Annotated in this window: 17 protein-coding genes; 5 read left to right on the top strand and 12 right to left on the bottom strand. The window is 62.7% G+C overall.

Annotated features, from left to right (window positions below; all coding sequences use genetic code 11):
* Positions 1-133 precede the first annotated feature (133 nt).
* The 6 genes from F8N80_RS00635 to F8N80_RS00610 all read right to left on the bottom strand — a co-directional run bounded on the left by F8N80_RS00635 (position 134) and on the right by F8N80_RS00610 (position 6,609).
* A complete protein-coding gene (locus F8N80_RS00635; protein ID WP_224790617.1) occupies positions 134-1,426 on the bottom strand; it encodes an OprD family porin in 1,293 nt (430 codons plus the stop codon).
* Positions 1,427-1,631: 205 nt separating this feature from the next.
* The gene (locus F8N80_RS00630; RefSeq protein ID WP_150748819.1) at positions 1,632-2,948 is read right to left on the bottom strand and encodes an MFS transporter; all 1,317 of its coding nucleotides are present in this window, start codon (positions 2,946-2,948) and stop codon (positions 1,632-1,634) included.
* A gap of 269 nt (positions 2,949-3,217) precedes the next feature.
* The gene (locus tag F8N80_RS00625; protein WP_150748820.1) at positions 3,218-3,850 is read right to left on the bottom strand and encodes an N-carbamoylsarcosine amidohydrolase; all 633 of its coding nucleotides are present in this window, start codon (positions 3,848-3,850) and stop codon (positions 3,218-3,220) included.
* A gap of 9 nt (positions 3,851-3,859) precedes the next feature.
* Positions 3,860-4,615 carry a maleate cis-trans isomerase family protein gene (locus F8N80_RS00620; protein WP_150748821.1) on the bottom strand — a complete coding sequence of 252 codons (756 nt, stop codon included), beginning with the start codon at positions 4,613-4,615 and terminating at the stop codon, positions 3,860-3,862.
* Between the two features lie 30 nt (positions 4,616-4,645).
* Entirely contained in the window at positions 4,646-5,464 is an 819-nt protein-coding gene (locus F8N80_RS00615) for an alpha/beta fold hydrolase (RefSeq protein WP_150782964.1), read from the bottom strand.
* Positions 5,461-6,609 carry an FAD-dependent monooxygenase gene (locus F8N80_RS00610; RefSeq protein WP_150782963.1) on the bottom strand — a complete coding sequence of 383 codons (1,149 nt, stop codon included), beginning with the start codon at positions 6,607-6,609 and terminating at the stop codon, positions 5,461-5,463. Before F8N80_RS00610 ends, F8N80_RS00615 begins: the two co-directional genes overlap by 4 nt.
* A 345-nt stretch (positions 6,610-6,954) precedes the next feature.
* On the opposite strand from F8N80_RS00610, the gene F8N80_RS00605 reads away from it, so the two are divergent.
* The 4 genes from F8N80_RS00605 to F8N80_RS00590 all read left to right on the top strand — a co-directional run bounded on the left by F8N80_RS00605 (position 6,955) and on the right by F8N80_RS00590 (position 12,906).
* Positions 6,955-8,007, top strand: a complete 1,053-nt coding sequence (locus tag F8N80_RS00605; RefSeq protein ID WP_150782962.1) for a 2,5-dihydroxypyridine 5,6-dioxygenase — start codon at positions 6,955-6,957, stop codon at positions 8,005-8,007.
* A gap of 105 nt (positions 8,008-8,112) precedes the next feature.
* Complete coding sequence (locus tag F8N80_RS00600; protein ID WP_150782961.1) at positions 8,113-8,577, top strand: MarR family winged helix-turn-helix transcriptional regulator; 465 nt, start codon at positions 8,113-8,115, stop codon at positions 8,575-8,577.
* Between the two features lie 256 nt (positions 8,578-8,833).
* Positions 8,834-9,322, top strand: coding sequence for a (2Fe-2S)-binding protein (locus F8N80_RS00595; protein ID WP_150782960.1), 489 nt, complete (start codon positions 8,834-8,836; stop codon positions 9,320-9,322).
* A gap of 14 nt (positions 9,323-9,336) precedes the next feature.
* Positions 9,337-12,906: a molybdopterin cofactor-binding domain-containing protein gene (locus tag F8N80_RS00590; RefSeq protein ID WP_150782959.1), complete on the top strand. Its 3,570-nt coding sequence runs from the start codon at positions 9,337-9,339 to the stop codon at positions 12,904-12,906.
* Here F8N80_RS00590 and F8N80_RS00585 read toward each other — a convergent pair.
* On the bottom strand, positions 12,900-13,565 hold the full coding sequence (locus F8N80_RS00585) for a TetR/AcrR family transcriptional regulator (RefSeq protein WP_150782958.1): 666 nt from the start codon (positions 13,563-13,565) through the stop codon (positions 12,900-12,902). The two genes, F8N80_RS00590 and F8N80_RS00585, sit on opposite strands and share 7 nt — an antisense overlap.
* A 147-nt stretch (positions 13,566-13,712) precedes the next feature.
* Between F8N80_RS00585 and F8N80_RS00580 the strand changes: the two genes are divergently transcribed.
* Complete coding sequence (locus F8N80_RS00580; protein ID WP_150782957.1) at positions 13,713-14,945, top strand: XdhC family protein; 1,233 nt, start codon at positions 13,713-13,715, stop codon at positions 14,943-14,945.
* 56 nt (positions 14,946-15,001) lie between these two features.
* Here the strand turns inward: F8N80_RS00580 and F8N80_RS31965 are convergent, their stop codons facing one another.
* The 5 genes from F8N80_RS31965 to F8N80_RS00555 are packed head-to-tail and all read right to left on the bottom strand — an operon-like array spanning position 15,002 to position 23,661.
* Positions 15,002-16,510 (bottom strand): c-type cytochrome, encoded by a 1,509-nt coding sequence (locus F8N80_RS31965; RefSeq protein ID WP_150782956.1) that lies wholly within the window; start codon positions 16,508-16,510, stop codon positions 15,002-15,004.
* Positions 16,511-16,529: 19 nt separating this feature from the next.
* Positions 16,530-18,053, bottom strand: coding sequence for a c-type cytochrome (locus F8N80_RS00570; RefSeq protein WP_150782955.1), 1,524 nt, complete (start codon positions 18,051-18,053; stop codon positions 16,530-16,532).
* A complete protein-coding gene (locus F8N80_RS00565; RefSeq protein ID WP_150782954.1) occupies positions 18,050-20,182 on the bottom strand; it encodes a hypothetical protein in 2,133 nt (710 codons plus the stop codon). The genes F8N80_RS00570 and F8N80_RS00565 overlap by 4 nt, the downstream gene beginning before the upstream one ends.
* A 33-nt stretch (positions 20,183-20,215) precedes the next feature.
* Entirely contained in the window at positions 20,216-21,109 is an 894-nt protein-coding gene (locus F8N80_RS00560) for a hypothetical protein (protein WP_150749188.1), read from the bottom strand.
* A 17-nt stretch (positions 21,110-21,126) separates the two neighbouring features.
* Positions 21,127-23,661, bottom strand: a complete 2,535-nt coding sequence (locus tag F8N80_RS00555) for a hypothetical protein (protein WP_224790616.1) — start codon at positions 23,659-23,661, stop codon at positions 21,127-21,129.
* Positions 23,662-23,901: the final 240 nt, after the last annotated feature.

Here is a 23,901-nt window from a genome sequence, read left to right as displayed (position 1 = left end):
CTTTTCGGTGGGGACCCATCCCCCGTTGATCCTGACACCGCCGACTTGATGATCGTTCGTCCGATTGGCTATGGGTTCGGCCCATACCCTGAAGACCAGGCTACGACTGACCACCCACCGGCGGTTACGGCCATCAGAATAGGCTGATGTTATAGCTGAGGATCAGCCGGTTCTCGTCAATATCGCTACGGTAGTTGGAGCGAGCAGTAACGTTACGGATGCGCACACCCACGCCACGCAGCGGTCCACTCTGGACAGCGTAGCCAATATCCAGATCGCGCTCCCAGTCCTTGCCTTCGAAGCCTTGTCCGGTGCTGACGTTGTCCCCGGTCACGTAGCGCAGGGTGGTGGTCAGGCCGGGAATGCCGAGGGCGGCGAAGTCGTAGTCGTGACGGACTTGCCGAGAGCGTTCGTCCGGTGCGGCGAACTCGTAGGTGGGCAGGGTGTTGCCCAGCGGGTTGGTGTTGGCGCCGATCTGGATGAAGCCGTCGTCACCCCCGATCTGCTGGTAGCCCAGGTAGAAGGTATGGCCGCCGTGTTTCGCGGAAAACAGGCTGAACAGTGCGTGGTTGTCGAGCTTGCCGGCGATGCTTCGGCCGTCGTCGCTGGCGTCGAAGTAGCCGGCGCTCACGCCGAGTGTCCAGTCTCCCACGGGTTCGGCGTGCTTGAAGCTGTAGTAGCGCTGCTGGTAGATGTCCTCCAGTTGCGCCTGCCAGAGGCCGACGCTGGTGCGGTTGGAGTTGAAGCTGTAGTCGGCACCCAGGTAGTTGAAGCGGTCGCTGGTGAATTTGGCGATACGCGCCGGGTTGATCGGGTCATTGATCAGCGCATACATGTCCTGGGTGTTGGTCGAATCGCGCAGGCTGGTGGAGTGGAGTTGGCCGGCGTTCAAGGTCAGGCCGGACCATTCGTTGGAAACCAGTGAGGCGCCCTGGTAGGTCGGCGGCAGCAGGCGCAGGTCGCTGTGCACCAGTACCGGCAGGTTGGGCCGCAATTCGCCAACCTTCAGCTCGGTGCTGGAGGCCTTGAACTTGACGGCTGCACCCAGGCGGCCGTACTCATCGGCGGATGTGCCGTCGTCGTGTGTCGGCAGTAGTCCGGTCTTGGCGCGGCTCGGGCTGCTGTCAAGCTTGACGCCGTAGAGGCCGAGCACGTCCACGCCGACACCGACACTGCCCTGGGTGTGGCCTGAACGGGCATCGAGGATGAAGCCCTGGGCCCATTCCTCGGCCTTGGATTGCTTATTGGGGCCGACAATGTCGGAAAAGTCGCGGCTAAAGTAGTAGTTGCGCAATTGCAAGTTGGCCGTCGCGCCTTCGATGAAGCCGGCTTCTTCGGCGAGCAGTGGCGGGGCCAGGCCCAGCGTCAGGCAGCCGCCGAGGGTACCGCTGATTGCATGGGCTTTGCGCAGTGCAGGAGTGTGCATGCTGTTGATCTCTGGAATGAGGACAAAGCGCCTCCCGTCAGACGAGGTCGAGGCCTGTCCGCAGGAGGGGATTGAACATGGGGTGGCTGATGGCTCGAGGGCCTGGTTTGAGCTGCTCCGCGTCGGTGGGATCAGCCGCAAGGGGGGCTGTATGAGATCCCCTTGCGACTCACACCAGGACACGCAGTCGCCTGGCTGACGTGTCTCAGCGATTGACCAGCTTGGCCGGCAGGGCGATCACCAGGAAGCTGCTGAGAATCAGGCAGCCGGCGAAGAACCACAGTGCGCCGGCGCTGCTGCCGGTGACGTCGATGGCCACGCCCATCAGCGAGTTGCTGACCAGCCCGGCGATGTTCGCCACCGAGCAGGCGAGGGCGAAGCCGGTGGCCGCCGCGGTGCCTTTGAGAAAGGTTGCCGGCAGGCTGAAGAACACCGGCACCGCGCCGATGATCGCCGCCGATGCAATAGCGAACAGCGCCACGGTCGCCACCACGTTGTGGACAAAGAAGGGCGCACTGGCCATGGCTGCCGCGCCCACCAGAAAGGGCACGATGATGTGCCAGCGGCGTTCGCGGTGTTTGTCGGAGCTGGCGCCGATCAACAGCATGCCCAGCAACGCGGCGATGCTCGGCAGCGCGGTGAGCACGCCGATGTGAAAGGTATCGACGACGCCTGCGTTGCGGATGAAGGTCGGCATCCAGAACCCCATGGCATAGGCGCTGAGCAGGATCGAGAAGTCGATGCCGCCGAGCATCCACACCTTCAGGTTGAAGAAACCGTCGCGAAAGCTGTGCTTGCTGCCGGTGGAGTCGGCGTCGTCGGCGCGCAGTTCCTGTTCCAGCAGGTTTTTCTCGTCATCGTTGAGCCATTTGGCCTGGCGGTAGTTGTTCGGCAAGGCCCAGAAGGTCAGCACACCGAGCAACACGCTGGGTATCGCTTCGAGGAGGAACAGCCATTGCCAGCCGCGCAGGCCGCCAGCGTTATCGAAATGCCCCATGATCCAGCCGGACAGCGGGCCGCCGAGCACGCTGGACAACGGCAGGCCGATCATGAACAAGGCGATGATGCGGCCGCGGCGATAGGTCGGGAACCAGGTGGTAAGGTAATACAGCACCCCCGGCAGAAAGCCCGCTTCGGCGGCGCCGAGCAGGAAGCGCAGGATGTAGAACTGCGTGGTGGAAGTGACGAGCATGGTGCAGGCCGAGAGCAGACCCCAGGTGATCATGATCCGGGCGATCCAGATCTTCGCCCCGACTTTTTCCAGGACCAGATTGCTCGGAACCTCGAAAATGATATAGCCGACGAAAAACAGACCGGCGCCCAGGCCGAAAGCCGTTTCGCTGAACTGCAGATGCTCGAGCATTTGCAGTTTGGCGAAGCCGACGTTAATCCGGTCCAGGTAGGAGGCCAGATAGCAGAAGCAGAGGAAGGGAATAAGCTTCCAGGTGATCTTGCGGTAAAGCGCCTGGACTGGGTCTGCGACGGTGGTCGCAGTGGGTGTACCTACATTTGCAGAGGGCATGGGTGTCTCCTGGCGGTGACTTTGTGATTGTTGTTTAGCCGCGGATCAATGCTTTGGTAGCACCGGTCGGCGGCTTCCAAAGGCAGTGTCAGAAGACTGGGCAGGGTTTGATGTCGACCCTTGCTCAGTATTTGGCGACCAGTGCTCTACGGCCTGGTTCGACGGCAGATATCCATTTCTGCCGGTTATTCGGTAAAACCGTGAATCTGTGGAGGTTGCAGGCTTGCCCGGAAGGACACTGCGTCAACCCGGGAGAACCAATGGCCATTTCATTGTCTGAACTGCTGCATGGCCTCCTGTTTACTCACCACGTCGCCATACTTGCTATCAATGTCGAACAGGTTGGCTTCATGGGGCGCCGGATGCCGGTCACCGACGCATTCGCGAACAACGATGGTCCGGAATCCGTGCTGCACGGCATCTACCGCCGTCGCGCGGATGCAGCCACTGGTCGAGCAGCCGGCCAGTACCACGGTGTCGATGCCTTGGGCGTGCAACATCGACGCCAGGCTGGTGCCGAAAAACGAGCTGGCGTATTGCTTGCTGATCACCACTTCATCGGGGTTGGGCAGCACCGGCTCGCAGAAAGCAGCCAGTGGGTTGCCCTCGACCATATCTTTCATGACGGGTGCTTTTTTCACCCACATGCCGCCGTCGGCAAAATGCCCTGGGTGGTAGCGAATGTTGGTATGCACCACCAGGATTTCATGTTGCCGGGCGCAGGCCAGCAGTTCGACGCTCTCGGCGACAGCGCTGACCACGCCTGGCGCGTACAGCGGTGCGCCTTCGAGGGTATAGCCCTGCATGAAATCGATCATCAGCAGCGCAGGTTTATTGCCAAAGCCGATGCGCTGGCCCCACACGCCCTGATAGTTGGCGTCGGCACTTTGTTCTTGGCTCATGATACGCTCCTATTTATAGGCGCCAGACAGCAGCGCGCCCGCACCCGGAACGATGGGCTCCAGGTCCAGTGCCTTGAGCATTGCATAGGTGGTGGCAATGGCGGCGGTGAGAACCGGTTTGCCGGTTTCGGCCTCGACTTGCGAGACCACGCCCAGCGATTGCATCTGCACGCAGGCCGACAGGACGATCACATCCACACCCTCAAGGTTCATGTCGCGCACGATGGCGGGCAGGTTGTCCGGGTTGTGGCGAGCGACTTCCAGGTTGTCGGGAATTTCCAGGGCGCGCCAGTCCACCACCTCGAAGCCTTCCTCGCGGATGTAGTTAACCACCAGTTCGGTCAGCGGCTTCATGTAGGGCGCGACAATGGCGATGCGCTTGGCGCCCATGACCTTCAGGCCATCGATCAGGGCGCCGGCGCTGGTGATGACCGGTGCGTTACCGTCGTTGTCGGCGGTGGCCTGGCGCAGGCGTTTTTCGGACTGGCGATGGTAGCCCAGGCCCATGGCCATGATTGCCACCAGGCAGGCATAACCCAGCACGTCGACCTTGGCGTCAGACAGCTCGACCGCACAGCGATCGGATTCGCCATCCATTGCCGCCAGCTCTTCCTTGCGCACCTGCTTCATGCGCATGCGGCTGGAATGAAAGGTGAAACGTTCGGGGCGGATCAATTGGCGTGCTGCCAGCATCGCCGGGATCTCGGTTTCCATGGTGGTGTTGGAACTTGGCACAATCTGGCCGATACGATAAGGCTTGATCACAAGCTGTCTCCTTTGCAACGTGCGTTGAATTCAGGTCAGGGGCTGGCCGAGGAAATCGCCGAAAGCCGCGAAAAAACCTTCGAGGTCATCCCACGGAATCATGTGTCCCGCGTTTTCAACGCGAGCAATCTGGATGCCGGGTTGTAGATCGCGAATTTCTGCTTCGTCCCCGGCCTGAATCACGCCGCCGCGGCCGGCAACGATCAGCAGGGCAGGGACAGGCAGGTGCGGCAGATCTTGATGAAAGTCCACCTCGTGGAAATCGTTGAAGGCGCGGACGATGGCCGGTGTGTAGCAGGTGTGCAGCCACTCGGCGCGGACTTGCAGCTGCTCCTCGGTCCAGGTCGGGCAGAAGGCGCGCATGGCGTTGGCGTCCATCCCGGTCAGTGATTGGCGGATCGAGTCCACGTACCAGGGCAGCTTGCTCGGGTACTCGCGCCGACCCGGGCCGGAAACGGGCGGATCGATCAGTACCAGGCTTTGCAGGCCTGCTGGATTGCGCACGGCGCTGCGCACGGCAAAGCGCGCGCCCATGGAGTGGCCCACCAGGTGATAGGCTTCGATGCCCATGGCGTTGGCAAATGCGCCGATGTCATCGGCGCAGGCGTCGGTGCCGTAGTCCAGTTCCGGTCCGGTGGAGGACAGGCCGCGGCCGCGAGCGTCGAGTACGTAGGTATCGAAATGCTCGCCCAGGCGCTCGGCGACGAACCCCCAGGTGATAGCCGGGCTGGTGATGCCGGGAATCAGCAACACTATCGGCTTGCCGGTGCTGCCCTGGCCGCCATAACGCAGGTAGTGCTGGCGGATACCATTGGCTTGAACGTTGCCGCCCTGAATGAAGGTGCTCATGCGGCCACTTCCGATTTCAGAGAGTGGCTGTAGAGGTCATAACCGTAGACCCAGGCCGGATCTTCCTGTGTGCGCAGCCAGGTGTTGGCATTGGACACGGCCTGTACTCGCGAGGCGCGGTCCTTGCGGTTGGCTTCGTAAAGCTTGAACGCGGTGCGGTAATCGGTGAGGCCGGTTTCCTGCAGGCAGCGGGTCAGCATGGCGGCATCTTCGATGGCCATGCCCGCGCCTTGCGCCATGTGCGGTTTCATCGGGTGGCAGGCATCGCCCAACAACACCATCCGCCCACGGCTCCATAGGGGCAGTGGATTGCGATTGAGCAGCGGCCATTTGGTCACGCTTTCACTGGATTCGATCAGCGCCTGGACGGTGGGGTGATAGCCCTGGAATGCGTCATACATTTCGTCGCGGCTGCTATCGATAAAGCTGCCCTGGAAATCCCAGGCCGGGTGCGGAACGCCGGTGACGTAGTAGTACTCATCGCGCTTGCTGGTGGTGTGGTAGACCATCATGTGACGATCTTCGCTCCACCACTTCACGCAGTTTTCAAAGTCCATGTCGTACTTGGCCAGCACCTCGCCGCGAATCAAGGCGCGATGCGCAACCCAGCCGCTGTACAGCGGTCTTTCCGCTCCGAGCAACTCTTCGCGAATTCTGGAGTTGATGCCATCGGCGCCGATGACAATATCGACCTCCGTGGTGGTGCCGTCGCCGAAGTGCAGGCGCACCAGTTCATCGGTTTCCTCGATCCCGGTCAGGCGCTTGTTGAAGTGCACAGTGCCCGGCGCAATGGTCGACATTTGCAATGCATGCAGATCCCCGCGGTGCACGGTGATGTAAGCCGCGCCGTATTCCTTGCGGGCGAATTCACCCAAGGGAATGCGCGACAGGTAGTCACCGCTGGCGCCGTCGCGGCTGAACCAGAAATCGGGGTGCGAACCCATGTCGCTCAACTTCTGCTCGATGCCCATGCGACGGAAGATTTTCATGATGTTCGGGCCCATGTGGATGCCCGCACCAATACGGGAAAACTCTGGCGCCTGTTCATAAACATCGACCTCGAACCCGGCTTTCTGTAACAGCGTGGCAGCAGCAGCGCCACCTAGACCGGCGCCGACGATTGCGATTTTTTGTTTGTTTCGCATGGGGCTTTTCCTTCGATTTGAATATGTGGCTGGTGAGATCGGGTTGTCGTCTCGCCGCGATTTGGAGTGTATACGCTATTGTTTTTCGAATGGAAGAGGTCGCTCGAAAAATAAAAAATCAACGATAAACGGTGTGCGTAACGCTTAGTAACCCTGAATTAGCGGCTTTGTGTCGCTTTGTAACGTTTCACTCCTTCTCTTAAGACGTCCGTTAATTTGCTGTGTTATCGTCATTAAATAGCGTATACACTTCAAATTCGTGCGAATGCCAAGCTCGCTGCCTTGCTTTGGTGCACAGGACGCGAGGCGTCGATCGAACTCAACAGGTTAAGAGGAAGACAAAAAATGCCGGTAAGCGATTGCGAACTGACCCAGATGTTTGAACACGTGTTGAAACTGTCGAAAGTGGACTCGACCCAAAGCGTCGCGGTGCTGAAAAGTCATTACTCCGACCCGCGTACCGTGCGGGCGGCCATGGACGCCGCGCAGCGTCTTGGGGCCAAGGTCTATGCGGTCGAGTTGCCGTCGTTCAACCACCCTATGGCCATGGGCAATGACATGACCGCTTATTGCGGCGACACCGCGCTGACCGGCAACATCGCCGCGCAACGGGCGCTGGAAGCGGCGGACCTGGTGGTCGACACCATGATGTTGCTGCACTCGCCGGAGCAGGAGCAGATCCTCAAGACCGGGACACGCATCCTGCTGGCGGTCGAGCCACCGGAAGTGCTGGCGCGGATGCTGCCTACGCTGGCGGATAAAGAGCGGGTGATGGCGGCCGAGAAGCTGCTCAAGCAGGCGCGCTCGATCCACGTGAAGTCCAGGGCCGGCAGCGATTTCAAGGCGTTGCTCGGGCAATACCCTTCAGTCACCGAGTACGGTTTTGCCGATGAGTCGGGGCGCTGGGATCACTGGCCCAGCGGCTTTCTGTTCTCCTGGCCAAACGAGGAAACCGCCGAGGGCGTACTGGTGATCGACGTCGGCGACATCCTGTTGCCGTTCAAGAATTACTCGCGAGAGAAGATCACCCTGGAAATCGACAAGGGCTTCATTACCTCGATCCATGGCGGTTTCGAGGCCGAATACCTGCGCGACTACATGAAGTACTTCAACGACCCCGAGGTGTACGGCATCTCCCATATCGGCTGGGGGCTGCAGCCGCGTGCGCAGTGGACCGCCATGGGCTTGCATGACAAAAACGACGGCATGTGCATGGATGCCCGGGCGTTCTATGGCAACTTCCTGTTCTCCACCGGGCCCAATACCGAGGTGGGCGGCACCCGAAAAACCCCGTGTCACCTGGACATCCCGCTACGCCATTGCGATATCTACCTCGATGATCAGGCGGTGGTCCTGGGCGGTGATGTGGTAGCGCCGCAGGCTTCTATCGCGCGGTGATATAAAAGAGGGGGGCCGGGACAGTGACCCACCACGATTGAGTTACCTTGATCCCCCTCGCAGGTTAATGTAAACGCCACTTACTTTTTTTTGATAGAGCCCGCCGTGCCGGATACGACAGACAACACCCCACAGACAACCGCGCCCTATGCCTTTTCCGAGCAGGTCGGTCATTTGCTGCGCAAGGCTTACCAGCGCAATATGGCGATCTTCCAACAGAACGTCGACGATTCGCAGCTGACCGCCGTGCAGTTCATCACGCTGTGCGCCGTGCGTGATGGCGGGCCGAGCTCATTGACCGAGCTGGTCAAGGCCACTGCGGTGGATCAGGCGACCATTCGAGGCATCGTCGAGCGGCTCAAGGCGCGCGACCTGATCACCCTGGAGCCGGACCCTCAAGATCGGCGCAAAGTCATCGTTGGCCTGTCCGACAGTGGCCATCAATTGGTGCGTGACACCGTGCCTCATGCTGCCCGCGTCAGCGAACTGACCATGGGTAACCTCAACCCGGGCGAGCGCGTCGCGATGCTGTATCTGCTGCGCAAAATGATCGATGACATCGACGATTAACGAGTGACAAGCCGCCCCTGGCATTCTTCTTGCCTCTTTTTCATGAAGTGGACACTTCATGAAAAAATGTAGTCAGGGGTAACGTGAAGAGTCGGGTAGCCATCCCCCTCTTCAAGCTCCAGCACCCGCAATGGCACTGCGCTCGACCTGCGCAGTCCGCACTCGCGGCCCCGGTCACGCCTTTTTCATGTAGTGGTTACTTAACAAAAAAAGCCGCACCTCAAGAGGGCGGACGGTAACACCCAGGGAGTGCGACATGAGTGAGCAAGCACGAGTGCCGGAAAACACTGTGACGCTGCGAGTCAATGGCCAGACCACTACGGTCTGTGCCATGGCCGACACGCCGCTGTTACTGGTGCTGCGTAACGATTTACAGCTCAACGGTCCGAAGTACGGTTGTGGCCTGGGCGAATGTGGCGCCTGCACGGTGATCATCGATGGTGTTGCGGCGCGGGCGTGTGTGTTCCCGTTGTCCGGGGCCGAGGGCCGGGAAATCACCACCCTCGAAGGCATTGGCACCCGCGAGCATCCGCACCCGGTGCAGCAGGCCTTCATTGATGAGCAGGCGGCGCAGTGTGGCTACTGCATGAACGGCATGATCATGACCGCCAAGGCCTTGCTCGATCGCAACCCGCACCCCAGCGAGGCACAGATTCGCAACGAACTGTCGGCCAATCTCTGCCGCTGTGGCACCCATATCGAAATTCTTCGTGCGGTGCTGCGTGCCGCCCGTCAAAAGCCTTGAACGGATTGATGACCATGACCCATGCAACGCTCACCCGTGATCAGCTGTTGACCAAGTCCGGCGTTTTGTTGATCGTCGATCAGATCCAGCCACCGTCCGGCCCCGTGGCCAAAGGTGGCGTACCCGTGATCAAACCCCAGGAGCTGGCGTTGTTCATTGCGGTCAACGACGACGGCAAGGTCTATGGGTTCAACGGCCACGTGGATCTGGGCACCGGGATTCGTACTTCGCTGGCGCAAATCGTCGCTGAAGAGCTGGACCTGGCGCTGGATCAAGTCTGTATGGTCCTTGGCGATACCGACAGCGCGCCGAACCAGGGCGCAACCATCGCCAGTGCGACGATCCAGATTTCGGCCGTCCCCTTGCGGAATGCGGCGGCTGAAGCCCGGCGATTTTTGCTGGCACGGGCGGCCCGGCGTTTTGCCGTTGCGGCTGACACCTTGCGCATCCACAGCGGGGTAGTCAGTAGCGAAGACGGTCGCCAGTTCACGTTTGCCGAACTGGTGGAGGGCGAGCATGACCAGTTGACGATTTCCGGCGATGCGCCGCTCAAGCGCCTGGAAGATTATCGGCTGGTGGGCAAGGGCGCGGCGCGGGTGGACATTCCCGGTAAAGCCACCGGTGAGCTGACCTACGTGCATGACATGCGGTTGCCGGACATGCTGCATGGCCGGGTGATACGCCCGCCTTATGCCGGGTTGGATAGCGGAGATTTCGTCGGCAACAGCCTGCTGGAGGTGGACGAGTCCTCCATTGCGCACATCCCCGGCATCGTCCGGGTGGTGGTGATTCGCGATTTCGTCGGCGTGGTCGCCCTGCGTGAAGAGCAAGCCGCGAAGGCCGCCCAGGCGCTGAAAGTCACCTGGAAAGCCTGGAACCACAAACTGCCGAACATGGATGACGTCGCCCAGGCCATTCGCGACAACCCCCGGGTACAACGCGTCGTGCTGGACAAGGGCAATATTGATCAAGCGCTGGAGCAGGCCAGCGAGCGCATGCCCCGCACCTACCTGTGGCCGTATCAGCTACACGCCTCCATTGGCCCGTCCTGCGGGCTGGCGGACTATCACGAGGACGGTATTCGTGTCTGGTCCGGCACGCAAAACCCGCATTTACTGCGCGCTGACCTGGCGTGGCTGCTGGAGTACCCGGAAGAGCGGATCGAGATCATCCGCATGGAAGCGGCCGGTTGTTACGGGCGTAACTGCGCCGACGACGTGTGCGCCGATGCGGTGTTGTTGTCCCGGGCCGTCGGCCTGCCGGTACGGGTGCAACTCACCCGCGAGCAGGAGCATGTCTGGGAGCCCAAAGGCACGGCACAACTGATGGAAGTCGATGGCGGCATCAATGCCGATGGTGGTGTGGCCGGTTACGATTTCCAGACCAGCTACCCGTCCAACGGTGCGCCGACCCTGGCCCTGTTGCTGACAGGGCGGGTCGAGCCGGTGGCGGCGATGTTCGAAATGGGCGACCGCACTTCGATCCCTCCGTATGATTTTGAACACATGCGCGTGAGCGTAAACGACATGGCGCCCATCGTTCGGGCTTCGTGGATGCGGGGCGTGTCGGCGCTGCCCAATACCTTCGCCCATGAGTCGTATATCGATGAGTTGGCCTTTGCCGCGGGTGTCGACCCCGTCGAATACCGCCTGCGCTATCTCAATGATGAGCGCGCCTCGGATCTGGTCAAGGCCACCGCGGCCCGCGCCGAATGGACGCCGCGTACGCAGCCGATGCAAATCCCGGAGCAAGACAACATCCTGCGTGGCCGTGGTTTCGCTTATGCCCGTTACATCCACAGCAAATTCCCCGGTTTCGGCGCCGCGTGGGCGGCGTGGGTCGCGGACGTGGCGGTGGACAAGCGCAGCGGCGAAGTGTCCGTCACCCGTGTGGTGATCGGTCATGACGCCGGGATGATGATCAACCCGGCCGGGGTGCAGCATCAGATTCACGGCAATGTGATTCAGTCCACCAGTCGCGTGCTCAAGGAGCGCGTGACCTTTGAAGAGTCCGCCGTTGCCAGCAAGGAATGGGGCGGTTATCCGATCCTGACATTCCCCCAGGTGCCGGAAATCGATGTGCTGATGATGCCGCGCCAGAACGAAGCACCCATGGGGGCGGGCGAGTCGGCGGCAGTGCCGAGCGCAGCAGCGATCGCCAATGCGATCTACGACGCCACCGGCATTCGCTTTCGAGAACTGCCGATCACCGCCGAGCGTGTGCTGGCCGCGCTCAAAGGCTCGGCGGACGACGCAAATGCCAACCCCCCGAATTCGCCAAAGGCCAAACGCTCGAAATGGTTATTCGGCTCATTGTTCGCCGCGTTCGGCGCGATACTGGGCGTGGCTGCCACCGCTTTGCCCTGGCGTGCGGAAATCGCACCGATCACGCCACCCGGCGCGGGCACCTGGTCTGCGGCGACGCTGGAGCGAGGTCGCTTGCTGGCGGCAGTCGGCGATTGCGCGGTGTGCCACACAGCGCCAGGCGGCGCGACTAATGCCGGCGGGTTGGCCATGCAGACGCCTTTCGGAACGCTGTACAGCAGCAACATCACACCTGACCCGACAACCGGGATTGGTAATTGGTCCTACCCCGCGTTCGAGCGGGCCATGCGCGATGGCATCAGTCGCGATGGCAAGAATCTGTATCCGGCATTCCCGTACACGGCTTTCAGGAATATCAACGATGCCGACATGCAGGCACTGTACGCCTACCTGATGTCCCAGGCCCCGGTGAGCCAGCCAGCCAAGGTTAACGACATGCAGTTCCCGTTCAACATGCGCCCGCTCATGGCGGGGTGGAACGCGTTGTTCCTGCGCAAGGGTGAAATCCAGGTGCAGCCGCAACGCAGCGAGCAGTGGAATCGCGGCGCCTACCTGGTCAATGGGCTGGGTCACTGCGCAGCCTGTCATTCGCCGCGCAACCTGATGGGGGCGGAGAAGGGCGGTAAAAATTTCCTGGCGGGCGGCATGGTCGATGGCTGGGAAGCCCCTGCGCTCAATGGCTTATCCAAGTCGCCTACGCCGTGGACTGAAGATCAACTCTTCACCTACCTGAGCAGCGGTTATTCCGATGCCCACGGTGTCGCGGCGGGCCCCATGGGGCCGGTGGTGAGTGAATTGGCGAAGTTGCCCAAGGCAGACATACGGGCGATGGCGGTGTACCTGGCGTCGCTCGATGGCACGGCGCAAGCACAGACTCGCTCAACCACACAAACCGTAGCGCAACCCAGTGTCACAGCGGTGTCGTTGAGCAATGGTCGGCGGGTGTTCGAGGGTTCCTGCCAAGGCTGTCACGCCGATGGTCTTGGGCCGAAACTCTTTGGTGTCAGCCCGTCGTTGGCAACCAACACCAACCTTCACAGCGCACTGCCAGACAACTTGCTGAAGGTCATTTTGCAAGGCATCTCCAATCCGGCGACGCCGGACCTTGGCTATATGCCAGGTTTCAAGGACAGCCTGTCCAACAGACAGGTCGCCGAACTGGCGGCCTACCTGCGCAATCGTTTCGCCTCAAGTGAACCTGCGTGGCAAGGGCTGGAGCAGAAGGTCGCGCACTTGCGGGCCAACCCCGGAACTCATTGAGCAGAGGATGACTGAGGTGCCGGCAGCGTCAGCACGCCGCGCACCACCAGGTCGCTGATGAAGGCCAGCCAGTCCTGCTGCTGGCCTTGATCCGCCAGGTCTTGACCCAGAAACGAGGTGAGGGTGTGCCGGTTGGAGTTATAGAAGTAGCAGAGCGAAGCGATCATCAGGTAAACGTGATTGATGTCGATGTCCTGGCGAAACAACCCTTGCCGCTGACCCGCTTCGATGATCGGTGTGATCACGCCCAGCGTGGTACTGGACAAGCGACGAAGCTCACTGGACTGCCTGGCGTGCGTGCCCTCGTGCAGGTTTTCGATATTGAGGATAGCGACGAATTCCGGATGCTTTACGTAGTAATGCCAGACGAACGCTACCCGGTCACGCAGGGCCTGCACGGGGTTCGAAAGGTCCGGGCGCAGCATGCTTTCGGCCAGGTTGAAGGCTTCATAGGTGTGTTCAAGCACCCGGACGAAGAGGTTTTCCTTGCTGCCAAAGTAGTAATAGATCATTCGGTCGTTGGATTCGGCCTCACTGGAAATCTGCTCGATACGCCCGCCCGCATAACCATCACGGGTGAAGACCTTGACCGCGGCCTTGAGAATACGAGCCTTGGTCTGGTCGGCCTGCTGGGCCCTGATACCTGTTTTTTTGTTCACGCTGTTGTCCTTGAAGATGATGCGTAGCGCTGTTTATGACTAGGACATGACATTCGGTGCCAGTGAGCCTGCGTGTGTTGTTCTTCGACGAATGCAAGGGGATGAATAGTACCCCCGTTCAACTGAATATGACCCGGGAGAGTGGCCATGTCTGATTTGTACTCCTTGCTGGATGCATTGGATCAAGCCGGCAGCGAAAAGATCGATGCTGTTCTGGCCACGGTCGTCAAGGTCGAGGGCTCGGCCTATCGGCGTCCTGGTGCCAGGATGCTGATTCCACTTTATGGCCAGACAGTCGGAACCATCAGTGGCGGTTGCCTGGAGCAGGAGCTGGCCAGGAAGGCCTGGTGGTTGACCGAGTCCGGCGGGGCAGTGGTTCGTCGTTACAGTACGGCGGCCCAGGAAGATGAAGAGGCCGATGCTGAGGACGCGGCGCTGACCTTTGGCCTGGGCTGCAACGGTACCGTGCATGTACTTCTGGAGCGCCATGAAGCCGGCAAGAAGAGCCTGTTGCTCGATGTGCTGCAACGGGTAAAGGCCAGCGGTCAACCGGCCGCCCTGGCGACCGTCCTGGCGGCGGGCCGAAAATCCCGAGTACGCATCGGTGCCCGGATGGGCCTGGATGCCTTTATGAACCCATGCGAGGGGATTGACTGCCAGGCACTCGAACACACCCTTCGTGGCGATTTGCACCGAACCCTTGAGGTCAAGAAGTCTTCGCTGATGATTTACGGGCAGGGGGCCGATGAGGTTGAAGTGTGTCTTGAGTACCTCGCGCCACAGCACCGACTGGTGATCTTTGGCGCAGGTCATGACGCTCAGCCTTTGGTGCGGTTCGCCAGGGAGTTGAACTGGCATGTAACGGTGGTGGACGGGCGTGCGCACTTTGCTCGCCCGGAGCGGTTCCCTGGAGCAAGCCAGGTCATGGTTGCGCCTATCGACGAGCCGTTTAAATTGTCCAGTGCGGTCGATGGTGCCGCGGTGGTGATCATGACCCACAGCTATCGACAGGATCGGCATTGGCTGGAAAACGTTATGCAATGTTCACCCGCCTATGTCGGGCAGTTGGGCCCTCGAGAGCGAACAGAACGACTGCTTGATGAGATGGACGTATCGGCATATCAGCCCGGAATTCTGCCCAGGCTTCACTATCCGATCGGGTTGGACCTGGGGGGCGATACCCCGGCGAGCGTGGCGTTGGCCATTGTTGGCGAGATCACGGCCTACCTCAATAAGCGCAGTGGCGGGATGCTGAAGTACCGCCAAACCGCCATTCACCCAGCTTGTGAGCCAACCCGCCCTGGCGAGCAATTGCTCTGCACATCTGCTATCGCGTCTTTGATCAATTCGCGTAGCCAGGTAATGGCCGGGTCGGCGTGATTTCGGGGATGCCAGGCCAGACGCAGGGTGAAGTCTGGCGCTGCTCCCCGTCTGCCTCACAATGTTTTCAGGTATTCCACCAGGGCGTCCTTGTCTTGCGCCGGCAGCCCGGTGCCGAACGTGTGGCCCTGGTTGCCGCCGCCCTTCGCACTGACCTCGTGGCGGGTGCCGATGCGCTGGGCCTCCGGGCTCTGGGTTTCGAAGCCTGCGCGGATCGGATCGTAGACGTCATAGCCGCGCCAGAACACGGCGGGGCGTTGCTCCGGCGGCTCGAGCAGGTCGCGCAGCGTCGGCACGGAGCCGTTGTGCAGGTAGGGCGCGCGCAGCCAGATGCCGTCCAGGAAGGCGGCGATGTAACCGCGCAGCGGCTCCTCGACCAGGCCGGGGCGCTCGATGCCCATTTCCCTCACCACCTTGTTGGCTTCGATGGCCGCCTTCTCGCCCCAGGTATGGAGGCGGTCGCGGTTGGTGCCGACCTCTGCCAGCGGCACTATGGTGCCGGTACGGGCCGAGGCGTGGCAGGCGGCGCAGGTGCTGTCGAACACCGCCTTGCCGCGCCCGGCCTTCTCTGCATCCACCGGGAAAGGATATTTCGGTGCCGGCTTGTTCGAGACGTAGTCCTGCAGCCAGCGCACCTGGGCGAGAAACTCGTCGTTGTCCTTCGGTGCGGCGCCGAGCAGCCCCAGCGCCGAGTCGATGATCACCGAATACGGATCGTGGCTGTCTCCGGCGAAGTTCATGCGCATGCCCTGTTCCGGCCGATACTTCTTCAGGTTCCACAGCGAGGGCATGTCGGTGGGACCGAAACTGTTGTCCATTGGCCAGCGGATCATGAAGTACTTGGTCAGGTTCATGGCGTCGTCGCGCCCGCGCCCCCAGGGCGGAAAGTCTTCGCGGTAGAGCCAGGCGAACTGCTCTTCACGCGCAAGCAGGGTCTTTTTCGTGATCGGGATGAGCAGGTAACGGTAGATCACGCGGTCGATAAAGGACAGATCGGTGACCAGTCGGATCTCGGCCATCAGGTTGTCGGCGTTGAAGCGCGGGTCCTTCGCGCAGTCGACCAGGAAGCGGAAGAAAGCCCACAGGTTCAGCGTATGGTTCGGCCCGGTTGGCACGAAGACCGGCGCGGAATCGGCATCAGTGCGATAGCTGGCGGTGTGGCAGGAGGCGCAGTTGTTGGCGACACGCGCAAAACCGACCACCTTCTTCGAGAAGCCCACCGGCAACTCCTGGCCTTCCTCCCACGCCACGCCGAGTGAAGCATAGCCGCCGGGGCCAGGCAGCTTGTCGGGGAAGATGCGCGGCAGCACGTAGAAGATCCAGTAGGGGATGCCGGCGTCGCGCTCCGCGCCGATCGAGCCGTACTTGAAGCGCATGTCCGGATCGTTGGTAACCCATTCGGGTTGCGGCTCCTCGCGGAAGAACTTGTACCAGGTGAAGACCCCGCCGCCGGCACCCAGTACCAGCAGCACGACGAGCACCGCGAGCAGGCTGCGGCCGAGGTTGCGCGCGAAGCCGGGACCGCCATGGCGGCCCGTGTAACGCGTACGGAAGGTAGGTTGCATGATCAGTCTCCTATTGCGCTCAGAAGGTCTTCAGATGCTCGATCAGGGCGTCCTTGTCGGCCGCCGGCAGTTCGGTGCCGTAATCGTGTCCCTCATGACCGGCATTGCTGTTGCCCGGTTGACGGGTGTCGAACAGGAGCAGGCGCGGGCCATCGGCCAACGCTGGTGCCGACGGCGCGGCCGCCGGAAGGTCGGCGAAGAAGCCCACCCGCTGCGGCTCGTACACATCGTTGCCGCGAATGAAAGTGATCGGCCGCGCGGCAGACGGCTCGAGCAGGTCGCGCAGGGTCGGAACGGAACCATTGTGCAGGTAGGGCGCGCGCAGCCAGATGCCGTCCAGAGGCATGTTGGCGTAGCCCCAGGTCTTGCGGAAATGACGGAAGCGGTGCGGATAGCCGGCGTACAGCGTGGCCTGGTTGACGGCAAGATCGCGGGTGTAGGAATCGAGCCGCGCGCGGTCGGTGCCGATCTGTGCGAGCGCAGTCACGTGGCCGACCTTCGCGCCCTTGAAGTCCTGCCCGCCAGCTCCGTGGCAGGTGGCGCAGTACTGCGCATAGAGCGGCGCACCGCGTGCCGCCAGCGCGTGGTCGATGGGGTAGGGGTAGGGCGGTGGCGCCAGATCCAACAGCCAGTCTTCCACCCGCCCGATGGCGGCGAGGTCGATCGTCGGTGGCGTGGTGCCTGTGCCGAAGGCAGCGCTCTTGTTGCGTTCCTCGGTATGGGTGTTGTTGCCGTCCCAGTGCAGCTCCATACGCCCGCCGTCGTCGCGCGTCATGCGCTTGCGCTGGTTCCAGATCGACGGAAAGTCGGACGCGCCGAGCCGTTCCTGCGGTGGCAACTGCATCATCGGGAAGTTGAACAGCACCTTCGCCGAGTTGAAGGTATCGACCCGGCCCGGGCCCCATTCGGGTTGGTCGAAGACGAACTCGAAGCGCCCGCGCAGCATCAGCAGGCGCTCGCGCATCAGCGCGATTGCCACCGGGTAGACCACGTAGCGGTCGAGAGGATTGAGGCCGCCGGCGAGGCGGTCGATCTCCGGCACGATGAATTCCCTGGAGAACTTCGGCCCGGCGGCGCAGTTGAAGAAGAAGGTTTCGAAGGCGCGGATGTCGAAGCGGTGTGCCGGCATGCCGACGATCAGTCGCGGTTCGCCGTCGACTGCATCGCGCACCGTGCTGGTGTGGCACGCCGCGCAGTTCAGGAATACGCGGTCCAGCCCGAGATTGCGTCGCTTTGACACGCCGACCGGCAGGTCGCGGCCGGGTTCGTAGATCAGACCGAGCGAGGCGTAGCCGCCAGGCAGATCGTCGGCGCAGACCTGAGGCAGGGCCTGCCAGATCCAATAGGGAAAGCCGGATTCGCGCTCGCCGCCCGTGGAGCCGTATTTGAAGTGCTCCACCGGATCGCTGTACTGCACCGCAACATCGGGCAGGAAGCGCACTGCGGCGTAGAGGCCGCCGAGCACCAGTAGAATCCAGGGCAACAGCAGGAGCGCTCGGCCTGACCAGCGCAGCAGGGCTGGGTGGCGGGATCGGTCGGTCACCTGCGTTCTCCTTGATCCGGGTCAATGGGTGGGACGCAAGGTGCCAGGCTTGGGTAGGGGCGCTCGAGTACAGCGTCGCCGCCCAGGCCCCCGCGCACGCGCGTCAGGGTTTCCAGTGCGCTCAGCATCGCCAGCAGATCGGCGGACTGGGCGAAGCCGGGAGCATGGGCGGCGGCCGGTGGCGGCATCGGCGTTTTCAGCTGCGCGGCGGCCGGCAGGTGGTTCATCTGCAGGCGGTACAGGATGCGTTCAGCGCAGTCGGCCAGCTTGGCGCGCACGCGGCTGTCGTCGCCGTGCAGGAACCCTGGCGGAAATCTGCTCGCTGCGCTGTGGCATAAACCGCACTGCCGAACGAAAGGCAGCAGGTCCGCTGCCACCGTCATGTCGCGACCGGACGCGACATCGGCCAGCCGCGCCGGCGGCAGCGGGGGCCGTTGGCCTACCGGTAAAGGAACGCCGAGCCGTGCAAACAGGGGGGGCAGCAGCGCGTCTCGGCGTAGCGCTTGCGCATTGAAGGCATCGCTGTCACCCGCCAGGGTGGTCTGCGCCAGCGCGTCGATAGCGGCGTCCAGCGGGGCGAGATCCGCAACGAGCTCGAGCCTGGCGGTCGCCGGCGTATCGCCGCGCGCGCGCGTCAGCCACAGCCTGCGGATGCCTTCGCCACGGGCACTGCGCACACCGCCGGCGTGCCCGCCGAGGGTAAAGCCGATATCCGCGGCGTCTGCGCGCGGCGTGCCATGGCCGAGTGTGATCGGGCCACTATGGTCAGCCCCTGGCAGGCTCAGGCGGTCGATGCTGCCCGCGGCAATGAGTCCTCCGTGCAGGTTGAGCCGTGCCAGCAGACGGCTGCCCTCGGCACCGTCGCAGTCGAGATCGAGCCGGGCAGTGCCCACGCGCTCGCGACAGATAAAGGTGACACTGTGTAGCGGCGCATCGGGGGCGGCGGCGAGTTGCCGGCTCAGCAGGCCGATATCGGTTTGCGAGAAGAACAGTGACAGGGCGTGGACGAAGCGGGCAACGTCGGCGCTATCTTGCCCGCGCCAGATCGCCAATGGCGGGCGCAGCGCCAACGGGTCGAACGCGGCGCCGATGTCGGCGATGCGGCGGGCGGCCAGGCCGCTCGGTAGAGCAGCAGTGACGGTGCCGGAAAGGTCGATGGCGGAGAACGGCTGACGGTTGGGCAGTTGCGGGTCGGGTAAGGGCAGGCCGGACGGCCAGCGTGCACGCCAATGGGTCAGGAGGGGTTCGAGCAGATCGCGCCGGGCGGTCGGCGTGTCGAGCGTCATCGTGCGGCCGCCGCCGAGTCGGTAGCGCAGCGCCACGCGTAGCGCCTCGGCGCGGCAGGCGATGGCCTGCGCGCGCGTCGGCGCGGCACAGCCCTCGCGCCACAGACGCTGGGCGAGGGTGAACTGGTTGGAGCGGGCAGTCGCGGCGTCGATCGCATCCGGCACGTCCACACCGTGGCGCCAGGCGATGCCGTAATAGGGTTGGCCGGTGGCTGCGAGGCGCGCAGCCACGGCCGGGCTGGCGGCGGTTTCGTCCCAGGAGGGGCGCGAGAAGATCGGCGCGGCATTCTGATGACAGGCCAGGCACAGCGCGCGGTTGGCATAGTCCAGCGTGGGACGATGGTCAGCGCGGTAGTTGTGCACGACCTGGAACTCGAAGCGGCCAGCGGTTTCGTTGTAGCTGATCACCTCTAGCGCAGCGGCGCCTTCGTGGTAGCCGAGATACAGGCGGTCCTTGAGGTAGAGGTGGCCGGCCGCTGCAGCGGCGGGTGGTTCGCCCGTGACGGCGGCGACTACGCGCGGCTGGCGAAACGCCTGTATGTCCGCCACGGCGGGACGCTGCAACGATCGGCCAAGCGGAATCAGCACCACGGTCAATCCTCCCGAAGCCTGGTTCGAATCCAGCTCGGCACGGATGCGCCCGAGCAGGGCCGCGAACGGAAAGGGCACCACTGCCTCCCCCGTCGGCCCAGGCGGACCGAGCAGGATATCGAACAACGAGCGCCCGGCCGACGGCAGGGGCTCGCCCGGCGCTTCGACCGCCTCCAGCGGCGTGGAAGCCGGCGTTTCACCGGCCATGACAGACATCGTCGCCAGCCAGCCGAGCAGCGCCAGCGTCGTCATCCGCCATGCCGTTTGGACCATCATCCGCTTCGGTTACTGGCCGCCGGGAGCGCGAGCGACCTGCGTGCCAGTCCAGCAATCTTCCTGTACCTGGCCACTTTCCATGAACGCATCGCGGGCGCGCTCGGCGATCTCCTTGTTGTACAGCACAAAATTGACCACGAAGCTGCGGTCCATGTAGGCGCGGCCGAGATAGAAACCGGGATATACCATGCGGATCTCGTCGCGGATCGCGAAGCCGTTGCGCCCGGCCATCATGTCTGGCAGACGACGGTAACCTGGCAGCTCGTCGGTGAAGGCGTAGTCGATGATGATCGACTCGCGCCGGCTGTCGAGCAGGCTTTGCCCGCAGTGCAGCTTGGCCGGGAACAGCAGCCATTGATCCTTGCCGTTCACCTTGATGGACTGCAGCGGTTGGTCGGCGCGTTCCTCGACCAGTCCCAGCTTCTTCAGCGTACCGAGATCCTCGATGCGATTGCGCAGCAGGCGCTCGTCGCGATAGAACACCTTGCCCTTCCACAGGGTTTCACCGACCAGGTCGAGCTTGTGCCCGCCCATATTCACCAATAGCTCCCGCAGCCCGCCGCCGGCGATTTCCGACAGGCGCAGCTTGCCGCTACCACCGCGCGGGAAGAACAGGTCGCCTTCGAAAGGCCCGTCCGGAATCGGCCCGGCTGACAGCCGGGCATAGATCTGGTCGACCTGCTCCTGATCGAGGAAAGACAGGTTCTTCGGTGTGATCTTGTAGAGGTCCTTGGGCGACAGCGGGTACTGGTATTGCAGCTGGGCGAAATCCGGTTTCTCGGAATAGCCTTCGCCATAGGGGGCGAAGCTGATGTCCGGGGGCTTTTTGTCGGGATCGAAGAACCCGCAACCGGATCCGCCTAGGGCGATGGCGGCACAGATGGCGAAGGTGGCGATCCTCATGGCGGCTCCCCTTGCACTCAGAAGGTGGCAAGGAAGGCTATCAGCGCCTTCTTGTCTGCGTCGGACAGATCCTCGCCGAAGCGGTGACCTTCGTTTTCGATCTCGGCGGTGCAACTGCTGTAGACCTGCTTGATCAGATAGGGGCGTGCCTTCAGTGCCGCCACCAACGCATTCGGCTTGCCGACCAGTTCGCCGGTGATGACCTTCAGGTCGGCGAGCACCTTGGCGCCGGTGTCCTTGCCGAAACGTTGGGTCAGACTCGCCTCGAGCTCCTGCGGCGCGGTCTTGGCGCGCACCAGATCGACGATGAAGCGTTTGTGCTGGAAGTTACCAATGGTGCCGGCGGTGACGCCGCGGCCGTCGATTTCGCTCGGGATGGTGAGTTCGAAGCCAAGCAGCCTTTCCTTCGCGGTGCCGTCCCACAGGCGCGGGCCGATGCGCAGGGTGACATCCTCGCTCAGCAAGGTAACTTTCGGGATGCGCTGCGCCGGGTTCAGCAACTCCTGCATCGACATCTTGTAGAGCCGGTAGCGGCCCTCGACGCTGGGGTCGTATTCGAAGCAGGCCGGTTGCTGCTCGGCGGGCAGGAGCTTCACGCTGCTGCCGTCCACGTAGCGCGGGCGCATCGCATAGAAGTCGTTCGCGGCGTTCTGCGGCTTGCCGCACAGCTCGGGGCCGAGCGCGTTGTTGTGCAGGAAGGGGGCGTGTGCCCACAGGTTGAGCAGTGAGATGTTGCGATAGTGGCCGCGCCCGCCGTCTCCGGGCTCTTTGACGTTGGGGTCGGGCGGCTGCGCACGCAGGGTCTCGGAGCCGTATTCCTGCCAGATGTGGCCGGCCATGTGGTTGGAGTGCAGGGCGCGGCAGCGGAAGGTGCCGACTTCGGAGACCGGGGTGCTGCGGTCGTTGCCCAGCCATTCCTCGCGCATGCCGCTGCCGAGGTCGATTTTTTGGAAGTCGAGGCTGGCGAACTGCCCAGCCGCCGCTTCCGGCTGGCTGGAATGGCAGCGCGCGCAGGTGTTGGCGAAGATCTCGCTGCCACGCGCCACCGCATGGTCGCCGAACTCGCGTTCAAGGGCGGCGATCAGGTCCTGCTCGGTATAGCGGGCGTCCGGTGTCGTGGCGCGCAGCTGGTTTTCGCGCGCGGCACGCAGATCGGTGACGTGTGCTTCGGCCGACATGAAAAAATCGAGGATGTTCGGCAGCCGGTCCTCGATGGCGCGGAAGTTGGGACAGTCGCGCCGGCACTGGCCGATGTTGAACGGCGTCTGGCCAAAGCCGCGCTGCTGAGGATCGATCTGGCGCAGGTCGGAGAGGTGGTTCATCCAGCACTGTTCCGAGCATGAACCGATGTTGAAATACACGCGCTGGATCGCCTCGAGCGCGCCGATCGAGTCTTCGCCACCCTTCAGGATGTGGTGCACGGTTTCCGGAGCGAGGGACTTCTTCCAGCACTTGCCGTCGCGTCCCGGTTCGCACCAGCAACGGGTTTCGTCGCGGTCGTCGACGCAGGAGGCAACCTTGCGCCATTTCAGCACTTGCTCGTCGGCGAAGGTCGGCCGTTTGGCGATGTTGATCAGGGCGTTGATCGTGCCCGGGTTGTTCAGCTGGTCGGTGGGAATCGCCGAGGTGTCGCTGGAGCCGGGGCGCGCATGGGCGAACATCTGCCATTCCAGCGTGTTTGAGGGCATGCCCGAGACCATGATTTCGGAGATGCGCGAGTACTGGTTACCGACCAGGCCCTTGATGTTTTCCCACTTGGGGTTCGCAGGGTCGGCGGGTGGGTTGAGCGGATCGAAGGCGATGTGGCAGGAGCCGCAGGCGGTGCCTATCAGGAAGGGCGGCTCGATGGCGCCATCCTGCAGGTGCGAGCGCGCCGCCTCGCCTGCGCCGGCGGCCGCAATCGGCCGGTCGTAGCCTTCCCAGCTGCCGGGGCTGCCGTTGAGCCGCTGCCAGGCCGCCTTGTCGAAGCGCGGGTTGGGAAACTTGCGAATGCCGAGCGCGCCGGTGGAGGTGCCGAATTTCAGATCGCAGGCCGATTGGCGCTGGTCGGCTGGCCCATGCACGTCGCCTTCCTTCAGCAGCGCGTCGTGGAAGTCGCATGCCGGATCGGTATAGCCGCTGCGTCCGACGTAGCCGAGCATCTCCTCGTCGCCCGGGCACCAGTCCATGCCGTAGGTCTCATCCAGGCTCTTCGCCGGGCAGTCCGGCGAGCCCGGTGTGCAGCAGGCCGGATCGTTGATAATGCCCCAGGCGCGGAAGCGGTCGCCGCGCTGGTCGCTGCGCAGTACGCGGTACCAGTCGATCAGTACGCCAACCCGCTGTTGGAAGACGAAGGTATGGAAACGGTCGTTGCCTGCCGTGGCCTTGAACCAGATCAGGCGGCCGGCGCATTCCGATTCGTTCAGCCCTTCGCGTGCACAGGCCTCAAAATAGGGCGCATCCTGCGCGTGCACACTGCGTGTTTCGGCCGTCGCCTGCGCGACCGCGGTCAGCGAGATGGCAATGAGGAGAGACACCACGAAGGGAATGACAACGAGCAGCACACGCTTCATGGTGCGACCTCCTTGCGGTCGGACCGACATTAAGACACGACGGGAAGCCCCCGAAGCACTGCTGGTGACAACGTTTGGGTCATCGACTGCACCCAGCGAGAGGAGAGATGCAGGAAGGCGTTCTGTCGATCCGCAAAGCGCATCGCACCCAAGGGCGATCCGCCGTTCAATATGTCCAATTAAGGCTTAGCAGGCCGCAGCCCATTTGCAAGAAATTTTACATTGCTATTTGTCGGGCAT

This window comes from Pseudomonas fluorescens (assembly GCF_902497995.1).
Classification (GTDB): domain Bacteria; phylum Pseudomonadota; class Gammaproteobacteria; order Pseudomonadales; family Pseudomonadaceae; genus Aquipseudomonas; species Aquipseudomonas fluorescens_BK.
The sequence above is the reverse complement of the archived record's forward strand: the minus strand, read 5'-3'. Positions and strand labels throughout refer to the sequence as shown.